The sequence below is a fragment of the Streptomyces sp. NPDC001663 genome (assembly GCF_042893105.1).
GTDB lineage: Bacteria > Actinomycetota > Actinomycetes > Streptomycetales > Streptomycetaceae > Streptomyces.
Genome location: NZ_JBIAUR010000009.1, coordinates 42,847 through 62,022, shown reverse-complemented (window position 1 = coordinate 62,022; position 19,176 = coordinate 42,847). Strand labels below are relative to the sequence as shown.

At 71.3% G+C, this 19,176-nt stretch carries 17 protein-coding genes; 9 read left to right on the top strand and 8 right to left on the bottom strand.

Translation table 11 applies throughout. From position 1 onward, the window contains the following. The first annotated feature begins 20 nt into the window (after positions 1–20). Positions 21–1,277, top strand: coding sequence for an arginine deiminase (locus ACFY1L_RS28025; protein ID WP_388830050.1), 1,257 nt, complete (start codon positions 21–23; stop codon positions 1,275–1,277). Position 1,278: 1 nt separating this feature from the next. Here ACFY1L_RS28025 and ACFY1L_RS28020 read toward each other — a convergent pair whose 3' ends face one another. Next, the gene (locus ACFY1L_RS28020; protein WP_388830047.1) at positions 1,279–1,716 is read right to left on the bottom strand and encodes a PaaI family thioesterase; all 438 of its coding nucleotides are present in this window, start codon (positions 1,714–1,716) and stop codon (positions 1,279–1,281) included. 65 nt (positions 1,717–1,781) lie between these two features. On the opposite strand from ACFY1L_RS28020, the gene ACFY1L_RS28015 reads away from it, so the two are divergent. Then, complete coding sequence (locus ACFY1L_RS28015; RefSeq protein WP_388830044.1) at positions 1,782–2,207, top strand: MarR family winged helix-turn-helix transcriptional regulator; 426 nt, start codon at positions 1,782–1,784, stop codon at positions 2,205–2,207. A 6-nt stretch (positions 2,208–2,213) separates the two neighbouring features. Here the strand turns inward: ACFY1L_RS28015 and ACFY1L_RS28010 are convergent, their stop codons facing one another. Continuing rightward, on the bottom strand, positions 2,214–3,791 hold the full coding sequence (locus ACFY1L_RS28010; protein WP_388830041.1) for an alpha/beta hydrolase: 1,578 nt from the start codon (positions 3,789–3,791) through the stop codon (positions 2,214–2,216). Positions 3,792–4,102: 311 nt separating this feature from the next. On the opposite strand from ACFY1L_RS28010, the gene ACFY1L_RS28005 reads away from it, so the two are divergent. Beyond that, entirely contained in the window at positions 4,103–4,741 is a 639-nt protein-coding gene (locus ACFY1L_RS28005; protein WP_388830038.1) for a chaplin, read from the top strand. A gap of 234 nt (positions 4,742–4,975) precedes the next feature. Continuing rightward, positions 4,976–5,833: a GNAT family N-acetyltransferase gene (locus ACFY1L_RS28000; RefSeq protein ID WP_388830035.1), complete on the top strand. Its 858-nt coding sequence runs from the start codon at positions 4,976–4,978 to the stop codon at positions 5,831–5,833. Here the strand turns inward: ACFY1L_RS28000 and ACFY1L_RS27995 are convergent. The 4 genes from ACFY1L_RS27995 to ACFY1L_RS27980 form a co-directional block, all read right to left on the bottom strand. Next, a complete protein-coding gene (locus ACFY1L_RS27995; protein ID WP_388830032.1) occupies positions 5,830–6,558 on the bottom strand; it encodes a class I SAM-dependent methyltransferase in 729 nt (242 codons plus the stop codon). The genes ACFY1L_RS28000 and ACFY1L_RS27995 overlap by 4 nt on opposite strands. Positions 6,559–6,565: 7 nt before the next feature. Further along, complete coding sequence (locus tag ACFY1L_RS27990) at positions 6,566–10,861, bottom strand: aminotransferase class I/II-fold pyridoxal phosphate-dependent enzyme (RefSeq protein ID WP_388830029.1); 4,296 nt, start codon at positions 10,859–10,861, stop codon at positions 6,566–6,568. Positions 10,862–10,993: 132 nt separating this feature from the next. Next, complete coding sequence (locus ACFY1L_RS27985; protein WP_388830026.1) at positions 10,994–11,479, bottom strand: nucleoside deaminase; 486 nt, start codon at positions 11,477–11,479, stop codon at positions 10,994–10,996. Positions 11,480–11,520: 41 nt separating this feature from the next. Then, positions 11,521–12,720, bottom strand: a complete 1,200-nt coding sequence (locus tag ACFY1L_RS27980; RefSeq protein ID WP_388830023.1) for an MFS transporter — start codon at positions 12,718–12,720, stop codon at positions 11,521–11,523. Positions 12,721–12,779: 59 nt separating this feature from the next. Between ACFY1L_RS27980 and ACFY1L_RS27975 the strand changes: the two genes are divergently transcribed. Both ACFY1L_RS27975 and ACFY1L_RS27970 read left to right on the top strand, forming a co-directional pair. Next, positions 12,780–13,154, top strand: a complete 375-nt coding sequence (locus ACFY1L_RS27975; protein WP_388830020.1) for a MerR family transcriptional regulator — start codon at positions 12,780–12,782, stop codon at positions 13,152–13,154. A 40-nt stretch (positions 13,155–13,194) separates the two neighbouring features. Further along, positions 13,195–13,971 carry a GNAT family N-acetyltransferase gene (locus tag ACFY1L_RS27970; protein WP_388830017.1) on the top strand — a complete coding sequence of 259 codons (777 nt, stop codon included), beginning with the start codon at positions 13,195–13,197 and terminating at the stop codon, positions 13,969–13,971. Positions 13,972–14,010: 39 nt separating this feature from the next. On the opposite strand, the gene ACFY1L_RS27965 is transcribed toward ACFY1L_RS27970, so the two are convergent. After that, the gene (locus tag ACFY1L_RS27965) at positions 14,011–14,718 is read right to left on the bottom strand and encodes a TetR/AcrR family transcriptional regulator (RefSeq protein ID WP_388830014.1); all 708 of its coding nucleotides are present in this window, start codon (positions 14,716–14,718) and stop codon (positions 14,011–14,013) included. Between the two features lie 132 nt (positions 14,719–14,850). Between ACFY1L_RS27965 and ACFY1L_RS27960 the strand changes: the two genes are divergently transcribed. Together ACFY1L_RS27960 and ACFY1L_RS27955 are read left to right on the top strand one after the other, a co-directional pair. Beyond that, on the top strand, positions 14,851–15,810 hold the full coding sequence (locus tag ACFY1L_RS27960) for an NAD-dependent epimerase/dehydratase family protein (protein WP_388830011.1): 960 nt from the start codon (positions 14,851–14,853) through the stop codon (positions 15,808–15,810). A 57-nt stretch (positions 15,811–15,867) separates the two neighbouring features. Continuing rightward, on the top strand, positions 15,868–16,788 hold the full coding sequence (locus ACFY1L_RS27955) for an NAD-dependent epimerase/dehydratase family protein (RefSeq protein ID WP_388831079.1): 921 nt from the start codon (positions 15,868–15,870) through the stop codon (positions 16,786–16,788). 370 nt (positions 16,789–17,158) lie between these two features. Here ACFY1L_RS27955 and ACFY1L_RS27950 read toward each other — a convergent pair whose 3' ends face one another. After that, the gene (locus tag ACFY1L_RS27950; RefSeq protein WP_388830008.1) at positions 17,159–17,422 is read right to left on the bottom strand and encodes a GlsB/YeaQ/YmgE family stress response membrane protein; all 264 of its coding nucleotides are present in this window, start codon (positions 17,420–17,422) and stop codon (positions 17,159–17,161) included. Positions 17,423–17,707: 285 nt separating this feature from the next. Here ACFY1L_RS27950 and ACFY1L_RS27945 point away from each other — a divergent pair, with 285 nt between their 5' ends. Further along, entirely contained in the window at positions 17,708–19,156 is a 1,449-nt protein-coding gene (locus tag ACFY1L_RS27945; RefSeq protein WP_388830005.1) for a hydrolase, read from the top strand. Positions 19,157–19,176: the final 20 nt, after the last annotated feature.

Below are 19,176 nucleotides of genomic sequence, written 5' to 3'. Positions count from 1 at the left end.
ACCTCTCGGAAAGGTGCACCGTGACCAGTCAAGACCCCCCTCCCGCGTACGGCGTCCACTCCGAGGTCGGCAGGCTGCGCAAGGTGCTGGTCTGCGCGCCCGGGCTCGCCCATCGCCGACTCACCCCGACCAATTCCCGCGACCTGCTCTTCGACGATGTCATGTGGGTGGAGAACGCCCAGCGCGACCACGCCGACTTCGTCGCCAAGCTGCGTGAACGCGGCGTCGAGGTGGTCGAGTTGCACGACCTGCTCGCCCAGACCCTGGCGGTCCCGGGCGCCCGGGACTGGCTCCTCGACCGCAAGATCGTCGCCAACGAGGTCGGCGTCGGACTCATCGACACCACGCGCGCCTATCTGGAGTCCCTCGGACCCGAGCGGCTGGCCGAGTTCCTGATCGGCGGCCTGGCCACGGGCGACCTGCCGGAGGAGTACCGCACCGGATACCTCGCGCTGGCCCGGGAGTCGATCGGCGTCCGCGAATACCTGATGCCACCGCTGCCCAACACCCTCTACACCCGCGACACCACCTGCTGGCTCTACGGCGGCCTCACCCTCAACCCGCTGTACTGGCCGGCCCGGCACGACGAGACCCTGCTGATGAAGGCGGTCTACACGTTCCACCCCGACTACGCGGGCTCCACCGTGTGGTGGGGCGACCCCGAACTCGACTGGGGGCAGGCGACGTTCGAGGGCGGCGACATCATGCCGGTCGGGGGCGGTGTCGTCCTGATGGGCATGAGCGAGCGCACCTCGCGGCAGGCCATCACCCAGGTCGCCAAGGCGCTCTTCGCGCACGGCGCCGCGGAGCATGTCGTCGTGGCCGGCCTGCCGAAGCTGCGCTCCGCGATGCACCTCGACACCGTGTTCACCTTCGCCGACCGCGATCTGGTGACCCTCTACCCGGCGATCATGGACGGCGTCCACACCTTCTCCCTGCGCCCCTCCGACCGGGCGCCCGGCATCGACATCACCGACGAGGGCTCGACCCCGTTCGTCGACGTCGTCGCCAAGGCGCTCGGCCTGCCGAAGCTGCGGATCGTGGAGACCGGCGGCGACGTGTACGCCTCCGAGCGCCAGCAGTGGGACAGCGGCAACAACGCGGTCGCCCTGGAGCCGGGCGTGGTGTTCACCTACGACCGCAACACCCAGACCAACGCACTGCTGCGCGAGGCCGGCATCGAGGTCATCACCATCGTGGGCGCGGAACTGGGACGCGGGCGAGGCGGCGGGCACTGCATGACATGCCCGATCGTGCGCGACCCGGTCGAGTTCTGATCTAGGGGCGGGGCGTGCCCGGCGTGTCGATCACCGCGATATTGCCCTGGGCCACCGCGCACAGGGTCTCGGCGCCGCTCGCGTCGACCGTGGTCACATCGCAACGGCAGACGACCCGGGTACGGCCGGCCCGCACCACCTGGGCGTGTGCACGCAGCAACTCGCCGGTGGCCGGGCGCAGATAGTCGATGGTGAAGCCGGACGTGATCAGACCCGCCCCCACGACGGTGCCGGCGGCGAGCGTCAGCGTGTTGTCGGCCGCGTAGGAGAGCACCCCGCCGTGGACGAAGCCGTACTGCTGGAGCAGCTCCTCGCGGATGTCCAGCTCGAGCGTGGCCTCGCCGTCGCCGAACGCCGCCACCCGGGCGCCCAGCAGCCTGCTGAACGGCTGCTCCGCAAGGATCTTCCGGGCCAGCTCCAGATCCATCGTCCCGCTCATCTCCACCTCACTTCACCAGTGAAGTGAGGGTGGCGCGGACCGGTGACCTCTGTCAAGATCGGCCCATGCCCGAGCCCGACCAGCGTCTGTACTTCCTGTTGCAGCGGTCCGCGCACCTCCTGCGCACCACGCTGGACAGGCGCTGTCTGGCCGCCGCCGGCGTCACCACCGCCCAGCTCGGCGCGCTGTTCGCCGTGCAGGAACAGCCAGGCATCACCCAGCAGGAGCTGGCCCGCGTCCTCGGGCTGCGCGAGTCCGGGGTCACCGCACTCGTCGGCCGGCTCACCACGGCGAGCCTGTTGCTGAAGCGGACGCACCCGCGTGAACACCGGGCCGTGGTGCTGGAGTTGACGGAGGCCGGGGCCGCCGCCCTGCTGGCCGCGCAGCCGGAGGTCGACCGCTTCAACGCGGAGGTGCGGGAGCTGCTCGGCGACGACGGGTTCGTGTCGACGGCGGGGGCCCTGCAGCGGCTCGCGTACTGGCAGCCCTGACACGGCTCAGTCTTCGTCCTCGTCCGGGCCGCAGGAGCTGCCGCTCGGCGGCAGCCCGCCGTAGAGCAGGAAGTCGTCGACCTTGCGGTGCACGCACTTGGAGGAGGCGTAACCGGTGTGGCCCTCGCCCCTGTTGTCGAGCACCACGGCCGAGGAGCCGAGCCGTTTCGCCGTCTCCACGGTCCAGCGGTACGGCGTCGCCGGGTCGCCGCGGGTGCCGACCAGGAGCATCTTCGCGGTGTGCAGATCGCGCACCTTGTCGCGGATGAAGTCGGTGCCCTTGGGGCGGCCGTAGCACATGAGGAGTTCGGTGAGGCGGTAGCGGCCGAAGACCGGTGAGGCCTGCTCGTACTCGGCGCGCAGCCGGCCGAGGTCCTCGGTGATCCGGTCGGCGCCGGGGCGATCGGGATCGTCCGCGCAGTTGATCGCCATCAGCGCCGCCGGAAGATTGTCGAGCGGGACGTCGTTCTCGTCGACCAGGCCGGCCCCGGGCGTCTCGTTGCCGCGAGGGGCGGCCCCGCCGGCTGTGAAGCCCATGATCCCGCGGGTGTCGCCGTCCTCGACCAGCTGCGCGAGCGCGCGTTCCAGCGAGGGCCACAACTCCTTGCTGTAGAGCGCCTGTCCGATGGCGCCGACGAGGTCCTGCCCGGAGAACGCCTCGCCGAAGTCGCTCGGCACCGGATCCTCGTCGAGTGAGTCGATGAGATTGACGACCTGGTCCCGGGCGTCGCGCGGGTCCTGTCCGAACGGGCAGGCGATGTCCTTGGCGCACCAGTCGATGAAGTCCTCCAGCGCCGTCTGCTGTCCCTCGGCGCCCGCCACTCCCTGCTCGGACATCGGCTCGGTCAGGGTGTCGACTCCGTCGAGCACCATCCGGCCGACCTTCTTGGGGAACTGGGCCGCGTACACCGCGCCGAGCCGGGTTCCGTAGGAGAAGCCGAGGTAGTTGAGCTTCTTGTCGCCGAGGGCCTGGCGCATCACGTCCAGGTCGCGCGAGGCGTTCACCGTGCCGATGTGGGGGAGGACTGGCCCGGAGTGCTTGGCGCACTGGGCGGCCGCCTTGCGTACCTGTTCGAGCACGGCCTGCGGATGGCTGATGTCGGCGCCCTCGTCCGCCGCTGACGAGACCTCGTCGGTGCCGTCGCCGCAGCTGACCGGGGAGGACCTGCCGACGCCGCGCGGGTCGAAGGTCACCACGTCGTAGCCGTTCGTCAGGCCCATGAAGTCGTCGCCGCCGGCGGCGAGTTCGGGGACGCCCGCGCCGCCGGGGCCGCCGAAGTTCAGCAGCACCGAGCCCCGCTTCTTGCCCGTCGCCCGGTAGCGCGCGAGCGCCAGGTCGAGGGTGCCCGCCTTCGGGTCGGCGTAGTCGAGGGGTACGGTGACCTTGCCGCACTGAAGGTCCTTGGGCATGTCCTCGCCCTTGCATTTCGACCACGCGACCTTCTGGTCGTAGAAGCGCGACAGATCCGGCTCGGGCCCGTGCGAGGCCGCCGCGGGCAGCCCCGCGGCCAGCAGGGTCAGGCTTGCGGCTCCGGTGACGGCACAGCGTCGTATGGCGGGCCGCTTCGACAGCTTGGCCAGCATCAATGCCTCCATGGGCGCCCGCCGGGGACCGGTGGAACGGCGCCCTCGATCACGATAAGCGGACGTTCCGGGCCCCGCCTCCCGACGAGCGGGATCGCACCACGTGACCTACCCTGTGCGCCTTCCTCGCGCCTCCTCCGTGCGTATGCGGCGGTTTTGCCGCTAGTTCGATAACCGTGCCGCTCGATGGGGTGAAAGGCCGATAAGCCATAACTCGGATGGTTCGCCCGCGTTTTATCCCGTGCGGGCGAGTGCCCGCTTCCTCGGCGCGGGCACATGTCCGCGACCATGTCTGGAAGGCAGGGAAACCTATGCGAAGGGTTACCCGAAACGGTGTGATCGCCGTCGCCGCTGCCTCGGGCGCGATGGCCCTGACGATGCCGGTGACCGCCGCCTTTGCGGCCGACGGGGCCTCCGCGGACGGTGCCACCGCCGACTCGGGCGGCGTGCTCTCCGGCAACACCGTCCAGGTCCCGGTGCACGTCCCGGTGAACGTGTGCGGGAACACCGTGAACGTGGTGGGGCTGCTCAACCCGGCCGCGGGCAACAGCTGCGCCAACAAGGGCGGCGGCTCTGCGGAACGCGGCAGCGAGGCCCACGGCAGCGGAAAGGATTCACCGGGGGTCGTCTCCGGGAACGTCGTCCAGGTCCCGGTCCATGCGCCGGTGAACGTCAGCGGCAACACGGTGAACGTGATCGGCGCCGGGAACAAGGCCACCGGGAACGAGTCCACCAACGACTCCGGCCGCCATTCCCGCCCGAAGGCGTCCGCCCCCTCCGGGACGGTTCCGCAGCCGGCGTCCGCCCGGCACACCCCGGCGCGGCATTCGGCGGCCTCCCTCGCCCACACCGGCACCGACCAGACCCTGCCCGCCGCCGTGGCGAGCGTCGCGCTGGTGCTGGGCGGAGCCGCCGTCCGCCGCCGCTTCCGCCCTCGGGTCACGCGCTGACCGTGCCCGCACAGCACGGGACCCAAGGCCCTGCCGGCCGGGTGACCGGCAGGGCCTCCGGCGGTTCGGTCCGACGGCCGTGGACTGCCAACTGCCCCACACGCAGGCCCAGTCGGATCCGGCCAACGACCCGATCGCCCCGTGACGCGCGCCGCAAGATCCGCAAGGATGCTGCGGGCGCGTTCGATCATCGCGTACCGAGTCCGCCGTACCGCCACGGAATGGAGCGCACACATGGCCCCTGAGGCCCTCGAAGACCTCGTCGTCACCCAGGCCGGACCCGGCGACTGGCCGGTGATCAGCGGCTGGGCCGCGGACGAGGGATGGAATCCGGGGCTCTGCGACGGACCGGCGTTCTTCGCGCAGGACCCGGAGGGCTTCTTCCTCGGCCGGATCGACGGCGAACCGGTGTCGGCGATCTCCGTCGTCAACTACGGTGACGACTACGCCTTCCTGGGCTGCTACCTCGTCCGGCCCGACCTGCGCGGCCGCGGCCACGGCCTCACCACCTGGAAGACCGCGCTGGCCCACGCCGGCACCCGCACCATCGGACTCGACGGAGTGGTGGCCCAGCAGGACAACTACCGTCGCTCCGGCTTCGAACTCGCCCACCGCACGGTCCGGTTCAGCGGATCCGCGCCCGCGGTGGCCGAGCCTCCCACCGGCGTGCGTGCCGTGGTGGACGCCGACCTCGCGGACCTCACGGCGTACGACAGCGCCTGCCACCCGGCCGACCGCCCCCGCTTCCTCGCGCACTGGCTGACCGCCCCCGGACACCGTGCGGTCGTGCGCCGCACCGGCGGCCGCGTCACCGGCTACGGAGTGATCCGCCCCGGTCGCGACTCACTCCGTATCGGCCCCCTCTTCGCCGACACCGCCGAGGACGCGAGCGCCCTGTTCGCCGCCCTGACCGCCGACACGGCCGGCAGTGAAGTCGCCGTGGACGTGCCCGAGACGAACGCGGCGGGCATCGCCCTGGCCGAGGCGGCCGGCTTCACCCCCTCCTTCGAGACGGCCCGCATGTACACGGGCCCGGTGCGGCCGTACGCCCGGGAAAGGGTCTTCGGCGTCACCACGCTGGAGCTCGGCTAGCGGGCCGTTGCCGTGAGCAGGACCATCCCGGAGTCGCCGTAGTCCGGCAGGGTCGGGTCGGTGTCGATGCGGGCGATGGACAGGGCGCGGGTCAGCGGCGCGAACACCTTCGTGACCAGGTCCGGGTTCACGGGGCAGCCCGGCCAGTGCGACGCCGGGCCGATCCGGTAGGTGGGCATGTTCTCCATGAAGGCGGCCACCAACGACCCGCCGGGGACCACGCACCGGACGAAGGCGCGGCAGAAGTCGGCGAACTCCGCGTAGTCCTCGGTGGCGCCCTCGGCGACGAAGTGCATCGACGCCAGGTCGTATGTGCCGGGCTCGAGGGCCCGGACGTCGGCGTGGACGATGTTCACGTGCGCCAGCGCCCCGGCCAGGGTGGCGGGCAGGTCGGGGTTGAGGCGTCGGCACAGTGCGTGGAACGGCTGCCAGCTGGCGTCCGGGCCGTACAGGAACTGCCGTTCCAGATAGGCCACGTTGCTCGCGCCCGCCTCGACGGCGTCGATACGGCGGCTCGCGGCGGCTGCGAGGATCAGCGGATACAGGTTCGGTCCCGCGCCGAACTCCACTGAGCGGGCCACGGATCCCGGCGCGAAGCGGCGGTAGAAGGCCGAGTGGTGGGTGATGACCGCGGCGTCCGCCGGGTGCAGGTCGCGGTAGTTCTCCGCGAGGTAGTCCGCCACCGGCCAGCTGTCCCAGTCGACATCGTCATTGTGCGTGATCATGGCCGTCTCAGACCTTCGCCTTCAGCGGGAACCGCGCGGACAGTCGGCTCAGCGTGCGGGTCAGCCGCTCGATGTCGTCGTCGGAGTTCAGCGCCGTGATCTGTAGGCGGAAGCCCACCCGGTCGCGCGGTACGAGTGGATAGGCGGCCAGCGTCACGTAGATGCCCTCCTCCCACAGGAACGCCGCGACCGCGTCGAGGTCGTCGGCGTTCGCCAGCGGGATCTCGATGATCGGCAGCCCGTCCGTGTTGAGCGTGACCACGTCCAGCCCGTCGAGATGGTCGAGCACCTGGGCCGTCCTGCGATACAGAACCGCGCGCAGCTCGTCGCCGCGGCGGTCGTTGACGTCGAGGCCGGCCAGCGCCGTGGCCAAAGACGCCGTCGGGGACGGTCCCGAGTACAGGTAGGGGCCCGCGGTCGTCTTCAGCCGGTTCTTCAGCTCCGTGGGCAGCGCCAGGAAGGCCAGCAGCGACGAGTACGCCTTGGAGAAACCGGACACGAGCACGATCGAGTCGTACGACTCCCCGGTGTGCCGCACCACACCGTTGCCGCGCGAACCGTACGGACAGGACTCCTGCGGCCCGCGCTCGCCGATGACACCGAAGCCGTGCGCGTCGTCGACGTAGAGCGTCGCGCCCCCGGCGCGGCAGACCGAGGCCAGGGCGGACAGGTCGGGGAGGTTGCCGGTCATGCTGTTGACGCCGTCCAGGCACACGAGCCGCGGCAGGCCCGCGGGCACCGAGGCCAGCAGGGCCTCCAGTTCGTCGGGCCGCCCGGCGTGGAAGCGGTGCAGGGTGGCGCCCTGGCCGCGGGCCACGACACAGCCGTCGTAGACCGTCTTGTGCGCCGTCGCCTCCACGAACACATGGCCGCCCTCGGCCAGGACCGGGATCACCGAGGCGTGGATCAGGGTCAGCGTGGGCAGCAGCAGCGTGTCCTGCGCGCCCAGCAGCGCCGCGAGCCGTTCCTCGATCTCGGGGTACAGGCGCGGGCTGCCCAGCAGCCGTGACCAGCTCGGGTGCGTGCCCCAGCGCCGTACGGCGGGATCCACGGCCTGCATGACCTCCGGGTCCCAGTCGAAGCCCAGGTAGTTGCAGGACGCGAAGTCGATCAGCCAGTGGCCGCGGCTGCGGATGTGCCGACCCTGCACCTCGTCCAGGACCGCGTCGGTCATCGGGCTGGTCCGGCGCAGATGCTCCAGGTCCGTCCAGAGCGCCGCGCGCCGTGCCCGGTGCTCGGGCCGCGCCGCGGGCAGGGACGCGGGCGTCCTGCCGCCGTTGGAGGGCGCGTAGCAGCGGCCCTCGTGCTGGCGCAGCACACGCTCGCTCTGCTCCACCGTCATCGGCTTGGCGAACAGATAGCCCTGCCCGAACCGGCAGCCCATGCCCGCCAGCAGGTCGCGCTGCGCCGCGTCCTCGATGCCCTCGGCGATCACCTGCAGACCGAGCGTGTCGGCGATCCGCACGATGCCCTCGACGAGCGCGACCTGCTGGGCGTCGCGCGTGATGTCGTCGATGAACGTCTTGTCGATCTTCAGTACGTCGATGGGGAAGTCCCGCAGGTAGCGCAGCGACGAGAAGCCGGTTCCGAAGTCATCGACGGCGATGTGCACGCCGAGCTCCTTCAGGGACCGCAGCACCGCCTGGATCTGGGTGTCACGGCGCAGCAGCACCGTCTCGGTGAGCTCCAGCTGCAGCGAACCTGGCGCCAGCCCCGGCGTGCGCAGCGCCCGGCCGACCTGGTCGAGGAAGCCGACGTCGCTGAACTGGCGGGCGGACACGTTCACGCTGACGTACGGCGGCGTGGCCGGGCCGGGCAGCTCCTGCAGCCCCACGATGTCGCTCACCGCGTTCTGCAGCACCCACGCCCCGAGTGACGCGATGTGCCCGGTCTCCTCGGCCACCGTGATGAACTGCTCCGGCGGGACCGGCCGGGGCGGCGCCTTCGGCCAGCGGATCAGCGCCTCGAAGCCGACGACCTGGCCCGCGTTGATGTCCACCACCGGCTGGTAGCGCAGGGCGAACTCCTTGCCGGCGACGGCCTCGGCGAGCCGGCTCTGCAGGTCGTGCCGCTCGACCATGCGGGTGTGCAGCAGCGGCTGGAAGCGCCGCCACTGCCGCTTGCCGGCCGACTTCGCCGCGTACAGCGCGAGGTCGGCGTGGCCGAGCAGTTCCTGCGCGTCGGTGCTGTCGCGGGCGGTGGCCACGCCCACGCTGGCCGAGATGGTCACCGACTCCTCCGCGAGGGTGAACGGCCTGGTCAGCGTCTGGATCACCTGGGCCGCCAGCAGCTCCGCGTCCAGCGGTTCACGGGCGTCCTCCATGAGTACGGCGAACTCGTCGCCGCCGAGCCGGGCCGCGGTGTCGGTGCGGCGCAGCGTCTTGGACAGGCGGTTGCCGACGGCGACCAGCAGATGGTCGCCGGCCGAGTGCCCGAGCGTGTCGTTGACCAGCTTGAAGTCGTCCAGGTCGATGAAGAGCAGACAGGTCAGGGACGACTCGCGACGGCCGCGCAGCAGGGCGCGTTCGATGCGCTCCTGCAGCAGCGTGCGGTTGGGCAGCCCGGTCAGCGAGTCGTGGAAGGCCCGCTGCGTCAGCTCGTGCGCCAGCCGGCGCTGCTCGGTCACGTCGCGCAGGGTGACCACCAGCCCCGCCACGGTCCGCTCGTCGCGGAAGTCGCTGCACCGCACCTCCACCTCGACGCGGCCCGCCCGGTGCCGCACCCACCAGTGGTCGTGCGTGGCCCGCGGCCCGGTCTCCCGCACGGCCGTCAGCTCCCGCGCCGCGCGGTGCCGGTCGTGCGAGTCGACCAGCTCCGGCAGCGAGGTGCCCACCAGGTCGGCGGTGCCGAAGACGGTGGCCGCCGAGGGGCTGGCGTACCGGATGGTGTTGTCGTCCTCGACGATGAGGATGACGTCGGAGGTGTTGCGCACCAGGGTGCGGAAGTACGCCTCGCTCTCCCGGCGGACGATCTCCTGGCGCAGGGCGATGCGCTCCATGGCCAGTCCCGCGTGCGAGGCCAGGATCTCCATGGAGCCCCGCGTCTCGGTGAGCGGCCCCGTCGGTCCGGCGACCAGCAGGACGCCCGGGACGTCGCCGTACGGGCGGTCGGGCGGGGTCATCAGGCACACCAGGACGGTCGCCGCCTCGTCCAGCTCGGCACCGGTGTCCTCGCCGAGGTCGTGGGCGGCCACGATCAGCCCGTGGTACTGCGCCAGGTTCGCCGCCCGCTCGGCCGGCAGCAGCAGCGTGTGATGGCTGACCTCGGTGCCCAGGAGCCGGTCGACGGCGACCTCGCACGAGCGGGCGACCTCCTGCTGCCGCAGCGCCGAGACCAGCGAGGCGGCCGCCCGGCGCAGCACCAGTTCCCGGGAGACGGCCCTGCGGTGCGCCACCACCATCCCCGACAGCCGCAGGATCACCAGCAGGAACAGCACGCCCGAGAAGGCGGCGATGACGGCCGCGTCGTGCGCCGATCCTTTCAGCCCCTCGTACAGCAGGATCCCCGGCGCGATCAACGTCGCCACCGCCAGCATCAGAATCCGGCGCCGCGGCGGCAGCAGGGACGCTCGCTGGGACGCGGCTGCCGTCAGGTCCACCATGTCCGGGTGCAGCGCGGCCAGGCCCCAGGCCGTGTAGAAGACGATCCACCCGGAGTCCAGCAGTGTGCCTGCCTGCCAGGAGTCGTTGAGCTGCAGGATCCCGTACGCGATGTCGAAACCGAGCAGCGTCAGCGTGCCGACGACCAGGAACTGCACCGATCTGTTGTGCGCGTCGACCGGATTCGGCGTCAGCAGCCGCGCCAGCAGGGCCAGGACGAGGACGTCGCCCAGCGGATAGGCGATGCTGATGGCCCGCTGCTGCCAGGTCAGCCCCTTCACCTCCGTGAGCGGCTGCACCAGGTACACCCACACGGGCAGGGCCAGACCGGCCGTGATGATCAGCGCGTCGAGCAGGCTCGGCAGATCGTGGCCCACCCAGCGGTAGCGGACCAGACCGGACAACCCGACGACGAACAGCGGATAGGTGGCGAGGTAGCTGGCGTCCGCAGGGGAGGGGAACGGGTTGGAGGCGTGGAAGTACTCCTCCACGACGTTGTAGTACGTGTCGCCCGCGATGAACGTGAACAGCCCCGCCGCGAGCACCCACCACGGCCAGCGCTGGGCCGGGCCGTTGACCTGGCTGCCGACCAGCACGGCGGCGACGCCCGCGAGTCCGATGACGGCCCACACCGGAGCGCGTGCGGCGGGCACCGTCATATAGAGGGCCGTTGCGGCTGCGACCAGCGTGGCATGCGCGGTCATCAGCCGATGTGCCGGCTGCAAGAGCAAGCGCCTCCCCCCGCCTGGAGGAGACCGGGCCGTCCAACCAGGTCTGATTCCTCCTAGATCGTAGGCACTCCGACCGGACGCCTGCATCTTGGGCGGGGACCGCCGTCAGGCCCGCCCCCGGTGGAATCGCCGGTGCAACGCACGCACGTCCTCCACGAGCTCCGGCACCGGGCCCTCCACCACCACGCTCGGTGCCACCTCGTGCACCGGCAGTGTCCGCACCGGCGGCGCGGGCACCCCCAACTCGGCCAGCCAGGCGGCGAGTTGCTCGGAGGACGCCACGTACACGATCCGGCCGAGGCCCACCCAGGCGTGCGCGGCCGCGCACATCGGGCAGTGCTCGCCGGACGTGTACACGGTCGCCGCCGCCCGCTCCTCGGCCGTCATGCGGGCCGCGGACCAGCGGGCCAGCTCGAACTCGGGATGCCGGGTGCGGTCGCCCGAAGCCACCCGGTTGTGGTCCTCGGCGAGCACGGTACCGTCCCCGCCCACCAGGACCGATCCGAACGGTTCGTCCCCGGCCTCCAGCGCCTCGCCGGCCAGCTCCACGCACCGGCGCAGATACGTCAGTTCGGTGTCCTTCACCGCCATGGTGTACGGCCCTCCTCGCCACGCGATCTTCGCCGCGCAGCCTATGCGCGCCCGCGCACGGCCGGGAAGGCGTGCCGGCGGGCGAGGGCCACCACGGCGAGGGCTGCGGTGATCAGGGGCAGCGCGGTCCAGGGCAGCGCTGCCGGGCCCAGGCGCTCCAGGGCGAGGCCGCCGGTCAGCGAGCCCGCGGCGATACCCGCGTTGTACACGGTCGTCTGCAGAGAGGTGGCCACATCCGCGTGGGCGGGACCCGAGGCGTCGACCAGCGCGGTCTGGATCAGCGTGGGCGCACCGCCGAACGCCGCGCCCCACAGCGCGACCGAGCCGAGCAGCACGACGGGCGTCCCGGCATACCGGCCGAGCACGAGCATGACGGCCGCGCACAGCGCGAGCGCGCCCAGCAGCACGGCTCGCAGACACCGGTCGACGAGCAGCCCGGTGACCCAGATGCCGGCCACCGTCGCCACCCCGAACACCAGCAGCACGACATCCGTACGGCCGAAACCGGTGTGGGCGGCGAACGGGGCGACGTACGTGTACATCACCTGGTGTCCGAGGAGCAGAAACAGCGTCACGGACAGGACGGCGGGCAGACCGGGCAGCACCGCCACCCGCACAAGCGGCACGCGCGTGTGCGCCGGCTCGCCCGGAAAGCCGGGCACCCGCCGGCACACCCAGCCCACCAGCAGCACCGCGAGCCCGGCCAGCACCCCGAAGGCCGTACGCCAGCCCAGCGCGCCCGCCAGCGCGGTCCCCGCGGGTACCCCCAGCGACAGAGCCAGCGTGATCCCGGCGAGCACGACAGCGATCGCCCGGCCGCGCCGCTCGGCCGGCACCATCCGGGCCGCGTAGCCGACGAGCATCGCCCACAGCAGCCCGCCCATGCACCCGGCGACGAGCCGCGCGCCGAAGGTGAGTGCGTACGACGACGACAGCGCGACGACCGCGTTGCTCACCGCGAACCCGAGCAGTGCGCCGGCGAGTACAGGGCGCCGCGGCAGCCCCCGAAGCAGCGCGGTGAGGGGTATGGCGGCCGCGAAGGAGGCGACCGCGTAGGCGGTGACCAGGAACCCGACGCGGGCCTCGGAGACGCCCAGGGCCGGTGCCATCTCGGGCAGCAGACCGGCGGGGAGCAGTTCGGTCATGACGGCGGTGAAGGCGGCCGTGGACAGGGCGAGCAGCCCGGACCAGGGCAGCGGGGCGGGCAGGGTGGTGCCCTTGGCCATGGATGCGGTGGACATGCGACCATGCTCGAACCCTCACATCAGTGTGAAGGCAAGGGCGACTTGTGGAGGCGGCCATGAAGATCGGCGAGCTCTCCCGCCGCACCGGTGTCCCCACCAGACTGCTGCGCTACTACGAGGAGCAGGGCCTCCTCAGCCCCGAACGCACCGAGAACGGCTACCGTGACTACGGCGAGCCGACGGTCCGGGACGTCCAGCAGATCCGTGGCCTGCTGGACTCGGGCCTGACGACGGAGATGATCCGCGCGATCCTGCCGTACCTCTCCGGCCCCGACGAGATCCTCCTGCCCGCCGACCGGCTGACCCCCGAGACAGCCGCCCTCCTCCAGTCCCACATCGACCGCATCCAGTCCCGCATCGACTGCCTGGCCCGCAACCGGGACCGGCTGAGCGCATATCTGGCGGCGGTGCGGCCGGAGGGTGATTCGTAAAGGCGTTGCCACGGGTTCCCCCGGATGCTGGAGTGACCCCATGGATCATGCAGCGGTGCTCGCCCTCTTCGACCGTGACATGCGCGAAGGCGCCCAGCCGGACGGGCCCGACGCGCGGGTGGAGCGGGTCGGGGGTGTGGTGCGGCAGGTGGCCTCCGCGCGTGGGTGGAACGGTGTGGTCTGGTCCGATCTGGACGAGGCGGGCGCGGATGCGGCGATCGCCGAGCAGGTCGCGTACTACTCCGGGCTGGGCCACGCGTTCGAGTGGAAGCTGTACGGGCACGACCTGCCGGTGGATCTGGGGCAGCGGCTCAGGGCCGCCGGATTCGAGGCCGAGCCCGAGGAGACCGTGATGATCGCCGAGGTCGCCACCCTCGATCTCGACGCCGAGCCGCCCGAGGGCATCCGCCTGCTGCCGGTCACCGACGCGACGGGCGTCGACCTGGTGGCGGACGTGCACGAGAAGGCTTTCGGCACCGACGGCTCCCGGATGCGGCACCAACTGCTGGCCCGGCTGACGGAGGAGCCGGACACGGTCGTCGCCACCGTCGCCCTCGCCGGCGACGTGCCGGTGAGCGCGGCCCGTATGGAACTCGTGCCCGGCACCCGGTTCGCCGGGTTGTGGGGTGGCGGCACCGTCGAGGCCTGGCGCGGCCGAGGTGTCTACCGCGCCCTGGTCGCGCACCGGGCCCGCGCCGCGGTCGACCGCGGCTACCGCTACCTCCAGGTCGACGCCTCGAGCCAGAGCCGCCCCATCCTCGAACGCCTGGGCTTCGAGCCGCTGACCACGACGACGCCGTACACGTACGCCCCTTAGCGGCAGCCGGTACCACGTACGTCCCGTCGCGACAGCCGGTCAGTCCAGGCCGAACGCGTCCGCCAGCAAGTCCAGTTGGGCCGTGAGCAGCGTGCCTCCGTTGTGGCCCATGCCGGTGAACTGGCCGGACACCTCCAGGCCGATCGCCCCGTGCATGTGCGCCCAGGCGAACACGGCCCCGGCCAGCGCGACCCCCTCCGCACCGGCGGGTACATTCCCGCGCGCCCACTGTGCGACGGCCTCGTCCGCCTCCGCCCAGGCCGTCATCTGCCCCACCACGGGCCGCACCGCCGCCGACGGCTCGCCCTCTGCGAAGACCGGCAGGAACGGCCCGAGCACAGCCCGTGCACTGTCGAGGGTGTCCGCGGGCGCGGTGTAGCCCGGCACCGGTGTGCCCTCGATCAGCAGGTAGCGGTGCGGCTGTGCGACGGCCCAGTCCCGGCAGGCCCCCGCGAGCGCCTGCAGCCTGGCGCGCCCCGACGTGCCGGGCGGCAGTGCGCCCGCGGTCGCGGAGACGGCCGCCGCCAGGTCGGCATAGGCGTCGCGGATCAGATCCGTCAGCAGGGCGTCGCGGCTGTCGAAGTAGCGGTAGAGGGCGGGTCCCGAGAGGCCGACCTCCTTGGCGATCCGGGTCAGGGCGACGGCCGCGCTACCACCTTCGGCGAGCTGCCTGAGGGCGATCTCCTTGATCTCCACGCGGGTCTGCTCGCGATAACGCGCCCTCGGGCTCTGTGTGCTGCCGGCCACCGGCGGCCCCCTCTCCTGATCTCGCGAGACACCCTAACGAAAGGCCGGGCATCCTGCCGTTGCGAATGACTATCGCAAGAGTTACAGTCTCTAACAGAAGTGAGAGTCAATCAACGCCACGAGGAGTTCGTCATGACCGCTGCCACCTCTGCATCGCGCGACCTGCACGCCGTCCTGGGTTCCGGTCCGGCCGGAACCGCTCTCGCCCGCGAGCTCGTACGCCGCGGCCACCCCGTCCGTCTCGTCGACCGCAACGCCACCGGGCCCGCGCTCGAAGGAGTCGAGCGGTTCGCCGCCGACGTCAGCACGGCGCAGGGCGCCCGGGCCGCCACGGGCGGAGCCGCCGTGGTCTACCACTGCGTCAATGTCGGCTACCACCTCCAGGTCGAGGTGATGCCCCGGATCCAGGAGGCCGTCCTCGAGGCGGTCGAGGACTCGGGTGCGCGGCTGGTGGTCCTCGACACCCTGTACCCGTACGGCGAGACCGGGGGAGCGGTGATGACCGAGGACACCCCGTGGAAGGCCACCAGCCGCAAGGGCCGGATGCGCGCCGAACTGGACGAGAAGTACCTCGCCGCGCACCGCACGGGGCGCGCCCGCGTCGTCCTCGCCCGCTCCGCCGACTTCGTCGGTCCCGGCGTGCTCAACTCCACCCTCGGCGCGGCCGTGTTCCCCGCCGCACTCACCGGCGGGGAGGTCCTGGGCATCGGCGACATCGACCTGCCGCACAGCTACACCGACATACGGGAGGTCGCGGCCGGCCTGGCCACCCTGGGCGAGCACCCCGAGGGCGACGGCCGCGTCTGGCACCTGCCCACCGCGCCCGCCGTCACCACCCGCGAGATCCACGCCATGATCGGCAGGCGGGTGGAACAGCCGCTCAACGTCGTGGTCCTGAAGGAGGCCAAGCCCTTCGGGCCGTTCGACGAGCAGTTCATGGCCGAGTACGCCGAGATGTTCTACCAGCACACCGAGCCCCAGATCGTGGACTCGACCGCCTTCGAGCAGGCCTTCGGCGTCACGCCGACGCCGCTCGCGGAGACGGTGGACGCCGCGCTGACCTGGTACGGAGAGTGGCTCGCGCAGAAGTGACCGCGGTCGCGCCCACCGCGATGTCACATCCGCGGCCGCCCGATCCGTCGCATGGTCATGACGACGAACCAGAAGAACCAGAGCATCCTCCTCGCCGGCGCCAGTGGCGTCCTCGGCGGACACGTCACCCGCGCGCTGACCGAGGCCGGCCACAAGGTAACCGGGCTCGGGCGCGGGCCGGCGAACGGTGTCCGGGCCGACCTCATGGACCGCGACGCGCTGCTGCGAGCGGTCGACGGACAGCACTTCGACACCGTCATCCACGCCGCCACCGCGCTGAGCAAGGCGCCCATGCGCCACCGCGACATGCACGCCACGAACAAACTGCGCATCGACGGCACCGCCCACCTATTGGAGGCCGCGCAGGCCACCGGCGCCCGCCGCTTCGTGAGCGAGTCGATGGTCTTCGGCTACGGCTACGGCGACTTCGGCGCCCGCCCGATCACCGAGGACGACCGGTTCGGCCCGCGCGGCACCACGGCAGAGCTCGAGAAGCACGTCGAGGGCATGCGCATCAAGGAGCAACTCACCTTCGAGGCAACCGGGTTGGAGGGCATCTCACTGCGCTTCGGCCTGTTCTACGGCCCCGGCGGCACCGACGCCGTCCTGCCCATGCTGCGCAAGCGCCGGCTGCCCGCCCCCGACGACCACGGCAGGGTCCTGCCCTGGATCGAGCTCACCGACGCGGCCCGTGCCGTGCTCGCCGCCGTCGAGCGCGGCCGCCCCGGCCAGGCGTACAACATCGCGGACCGCACGCCGCTCGGATTCCGCGCCCATGTCCTGTACGTGGCCGAGGAGTTCGGCCTGCCGAAGCCGATGACCGTACCGCTGTGGCTGACCCGGCCGATGTCGTACGCGCACACGATGATGTCGACGAACATGCGGGTCTCGACGGCCAAGGCCGAGCAGGAACTGGGCTGGACGCCCCGGTACCCCTCCAGCCGCGACGGCCTCGCTGCGCTGGCAGCCGGGCGTTGAAGGCACAACTGGGGCCGTTCGGACCAGCGTTGAGGGCCGAACGGCCCCCCTTCGCCGACCGGTGCGGCTGGGACTCTCGTCCGTGGGGCGCGCGAAGCCCCACGGGGGAACTGCCTCCCGCACGTCCGATCTCCCGCTCAGGGCGCACGGTCGAGGCGGCAGGCCCGCCGATTGCCGAGGGGAGCCGTGTCGGCGGGCCTGATTCCGGGCCTCCCGCGTACCGCCACCGTAGTCCTGCACGCAACGCAGCGGAATGCCGAATTCGGCTACCGGGCGCGAGCGGCAGAGCAGCACCTATCGCGGCCGGGCGAGGCACCTGAGGGCCTCCGCCCGGCCCGAAATGGTTGCTGTGCCGCCAATGAACGTTGCGTCAGCGGTGTGCCCTCGTCCGGTCCAGCGCGGCGATACCGAGCGCGGCGAGACCGATCTGGATCAGCCACTCGATCCAGTCGATGCCCCTGGTGTCCGCCACACCGACCGCCGAGGCGATCGCCGCACCGATCAGCGCGGCCACGATGCCGACGAGGATCGTCAGCAGAATTCCGATGCGCTGACGGCCCGGCACGACGAGCCGGCCCAGCACACCGATGACGATGCCGATCACGATGGCACTGATGATGCCCGTAATCTCCATCTCCGCCCCTCTTCTCCAGACCCCCGCACCATCCGGATGCCCGCTGGAGACGGGGACAGTCCGTTCCGTTTCAACCAAGGGTCAACGGCCGGTCAATCTCCGTTCCGGTGGGCCTGTTGGGGTCGGTGATGCCTGTTCAGGGCCCGTTCTGCCATGTACCGTTCAAGCGATCGGTCGCACGAGTGTCGACCGACCGAATGTCTACGCGCGCTGATGTCCTGTGTCTACGCGCGTAGGTCCGGGCCCCGCACCGCTCTTCCCCAACCCCACACGGAGGTACGCCGGATGCACGGACGCACCAGATCCCGCCACAGACTCAGCACGGCCCTCGCCGCGTTCGGTCTGCTCGCCACGGGCGCAGCTCTCCAGACCGCGGTCGGCGCCACCCACGCCCACGCGGCCACCACCCACCGCATCCTGTTCGACGACGGCCACGCCGAGGAGGCCGGCAACGCCGACTGGATCATCTCCACCAGCAAGCCCGACCCACTCGCCCAGGACTCCTCCCCGTCCGCCGAGACGGACTGGACCGGCGCCCTTTCCTCGTGGGGCGTCGACCTGCAGAAGACCGGCAGCTACAGCCTCAAGACCGCCACCAGCGCCCTCACCTACGGCGGTTCGTCCTCGACCGACCTGTCGAACTTCGACACGCTGGTCCTGCCCGAGCCCAACACCCTCTTCACCACCGCCGAGAAGACGGCGATCATGACCTTCGTCAAGAACGGCGGCGGACTGTTCATGATCTCCGACCACACCGGGGCGGACCGCAACAACGACGGTGAGGACGCGGTCGAGATCCTCAACGACCTGATGACCAACAACAGCGTCGACTCGACCGACCCGTTCGGCTTCTCCATCGACTCGCTGAGCATCAGCTCCGACTACCCGTCGGCCATCAGCGACAGCAGCGACCCGGTGCTGCACGGCTCCTTCGGCACCGTCACCAAGAGCCTCATCGCCAGCGGCACGACCGCCACGCTGAAGCCCTCGGACAACTCCAGCGTCAAGGGCCTGCTCTACCGCACCGGTTACTCCGGCAACACCGGCGCCTTCTTCGCCACCAGCACCTTCGGCAGCGGACGCGTGGCCTTCTGGGGCGACAGCTCGCCCATCGACGACGGCACCGGCCAATCCGGCAACACCCTCTACGACGGCTGGAACGACTCCGGCGCCACCAACGCCGCCCTCGCCCTGAACGCCACCGAGTGGCTCGCCGGAGCGAGCAGCAGCGGCGGCGGGGACGGCGGCGGCTCCGGCACCTGCACCGCCGCCCAGCTCCTGGGCAACAACGGCTTCGAGTCGGGCAACACCACCTGGAGCGCCTCCAGCGGCGTCATCACCAACTCCAGCAGCGAGTCGGCCCGTTCGGGCTCGTACTACGCCTGGCTGGACGGCTACGGCACCGCCACCACCGACACGCTCTCCCAGTCGGTGACGATCCCGTCCGGCTGCACCACCGCCGCGTTGAGCTTCTATCTGCACATCGACACGGCGGAGACCAGTACCAGCACGGCGTACGACACGCTCAAGGTCCAGGTCCTCAACAGCTCCGGGACCGTCCTGAGCACCCTGGCGACCTACTCCAACCTGAACGCCGCCAGCGGCTACACCCAGCGCAGCTTCAGCCTGGCGAGCTACGCCGGCCAGACCGTCACCCTCAAGTTCACCGGCACCGAGGGTTCCACCCTGCAGACGTCCTTCGTCATCGACGACACGGCGCTGAACGTCAGTTGACGTTCGTGGGGCCCGGCTCC

Bases quoted from the DNA above. Each gene is read 5' to 3' on its own strand.
- ACFY1L_RS28020 (WP_388830047.1), bottom strand. From the start codon at position 1,716: ATGAGCGGGACGATGGATCTGGAGCTGGCCCGGAAGATCCTTGCGGAG.
- ACFY1L_RS28015 (WP_388830044.1), top strand. From the start codon at position 1,782: ATGCCCGAGCCCGACCAGCGTCTGTACTTCCTGTTGCAGCGGTCCGCG.
- ACFY1L_RS28010 (WP_388830041.1), bottom strand. From the start codon at position 3,791: ATGCTGGCCAAGCTGTCGAAGCGGCCCGCCATACGACGCTGTGCCGTC.
- ACFY1L_RS28005 (WP_388830038.1), top strand. From the start codon at position 4,103: ATGCGAAGGGTTACCCGAAACGGTGTGATCGCCGTCGCCGCTGCCTCG.
- ACFY1L_RS28000 (WP_388830035.1), top strand. From the start codon at position 4,976: ATGGCCCCTGAGGCCCTCGAAGACCTCGTCGTCACCCAGGCCGGACCC.
- ACFY1L_RS27995 (WP_388830032.1), bottom strand. From the start codon at position 6,558: ATGATCACGCACAATGACGATGTCGACTGGGACAGCTGGCCGGTGGCG.
- ACFY1L_RS27990 (WP_388830029.1), bottom strand. From the start codon at position 10,861: ATGACCGCGCATGCCACGCTGGTCGCAGCCGCAACGGCCCTCTATATG.
- ACFY1L_RS27985 (WP_388830026.1), bottom strand. From the start codon at position 11,479: ATGGCGGTGAAGGACACCGAACTGACGTATCTGCGCCGGTGCGTGGAG.
- ACFY1L_RS27980 (WP_388830023.1), bottom strand. From the start codon at position 12,720: ATGTCCACCGCATCCATGGCCAAGGGCACCACCCTGCCCGCCCCGCTG.
- ACFY1L_RS27975 (WP_388830020.1), top strand. From the start codon at position 12,780: ATGAAGATCGGCGAGCTCTCCCGCCGCACCGGTGTCCCCACCAGACTG.
- ACFY1L_RS27970 (WP_388830017.1), top strand. From the start codon at position 13,195: ATGGATCATGCAGCGGTGCTCGCCCTCTTCGACCGTGACATGCGCGAA.
- ACFY1L_RS27960 (WP_388830011.1), top strand. From the start codon at position 14,851: ATGACCGCTGCCACCTCTGCATCGCGCGACCTGCACGCCGTCCTGGGT.
- ACFY1L_RS27955 (WP_388831079.1), top strand. From the start codon at position 15,868: ATGACGACGAACCAGAAGAACCAGAGCATCCTCCTCGCCGGCGCCAGT.
- ACFY1L_RS27950 (WP_388830008.1), bottom strand. From the start codon at position 17,422: ATGGAGATTACGGGCATCATCAGTGCCATCGTGATCGGCATCGTCATC.
- ACFY1L_RS27945 (WP_388830005.1), top strand. From the start codon at position 17,708: ATGCACGGACGCACCAGATCCCGCCACAGACTCAGCACGGCCCTCGCC.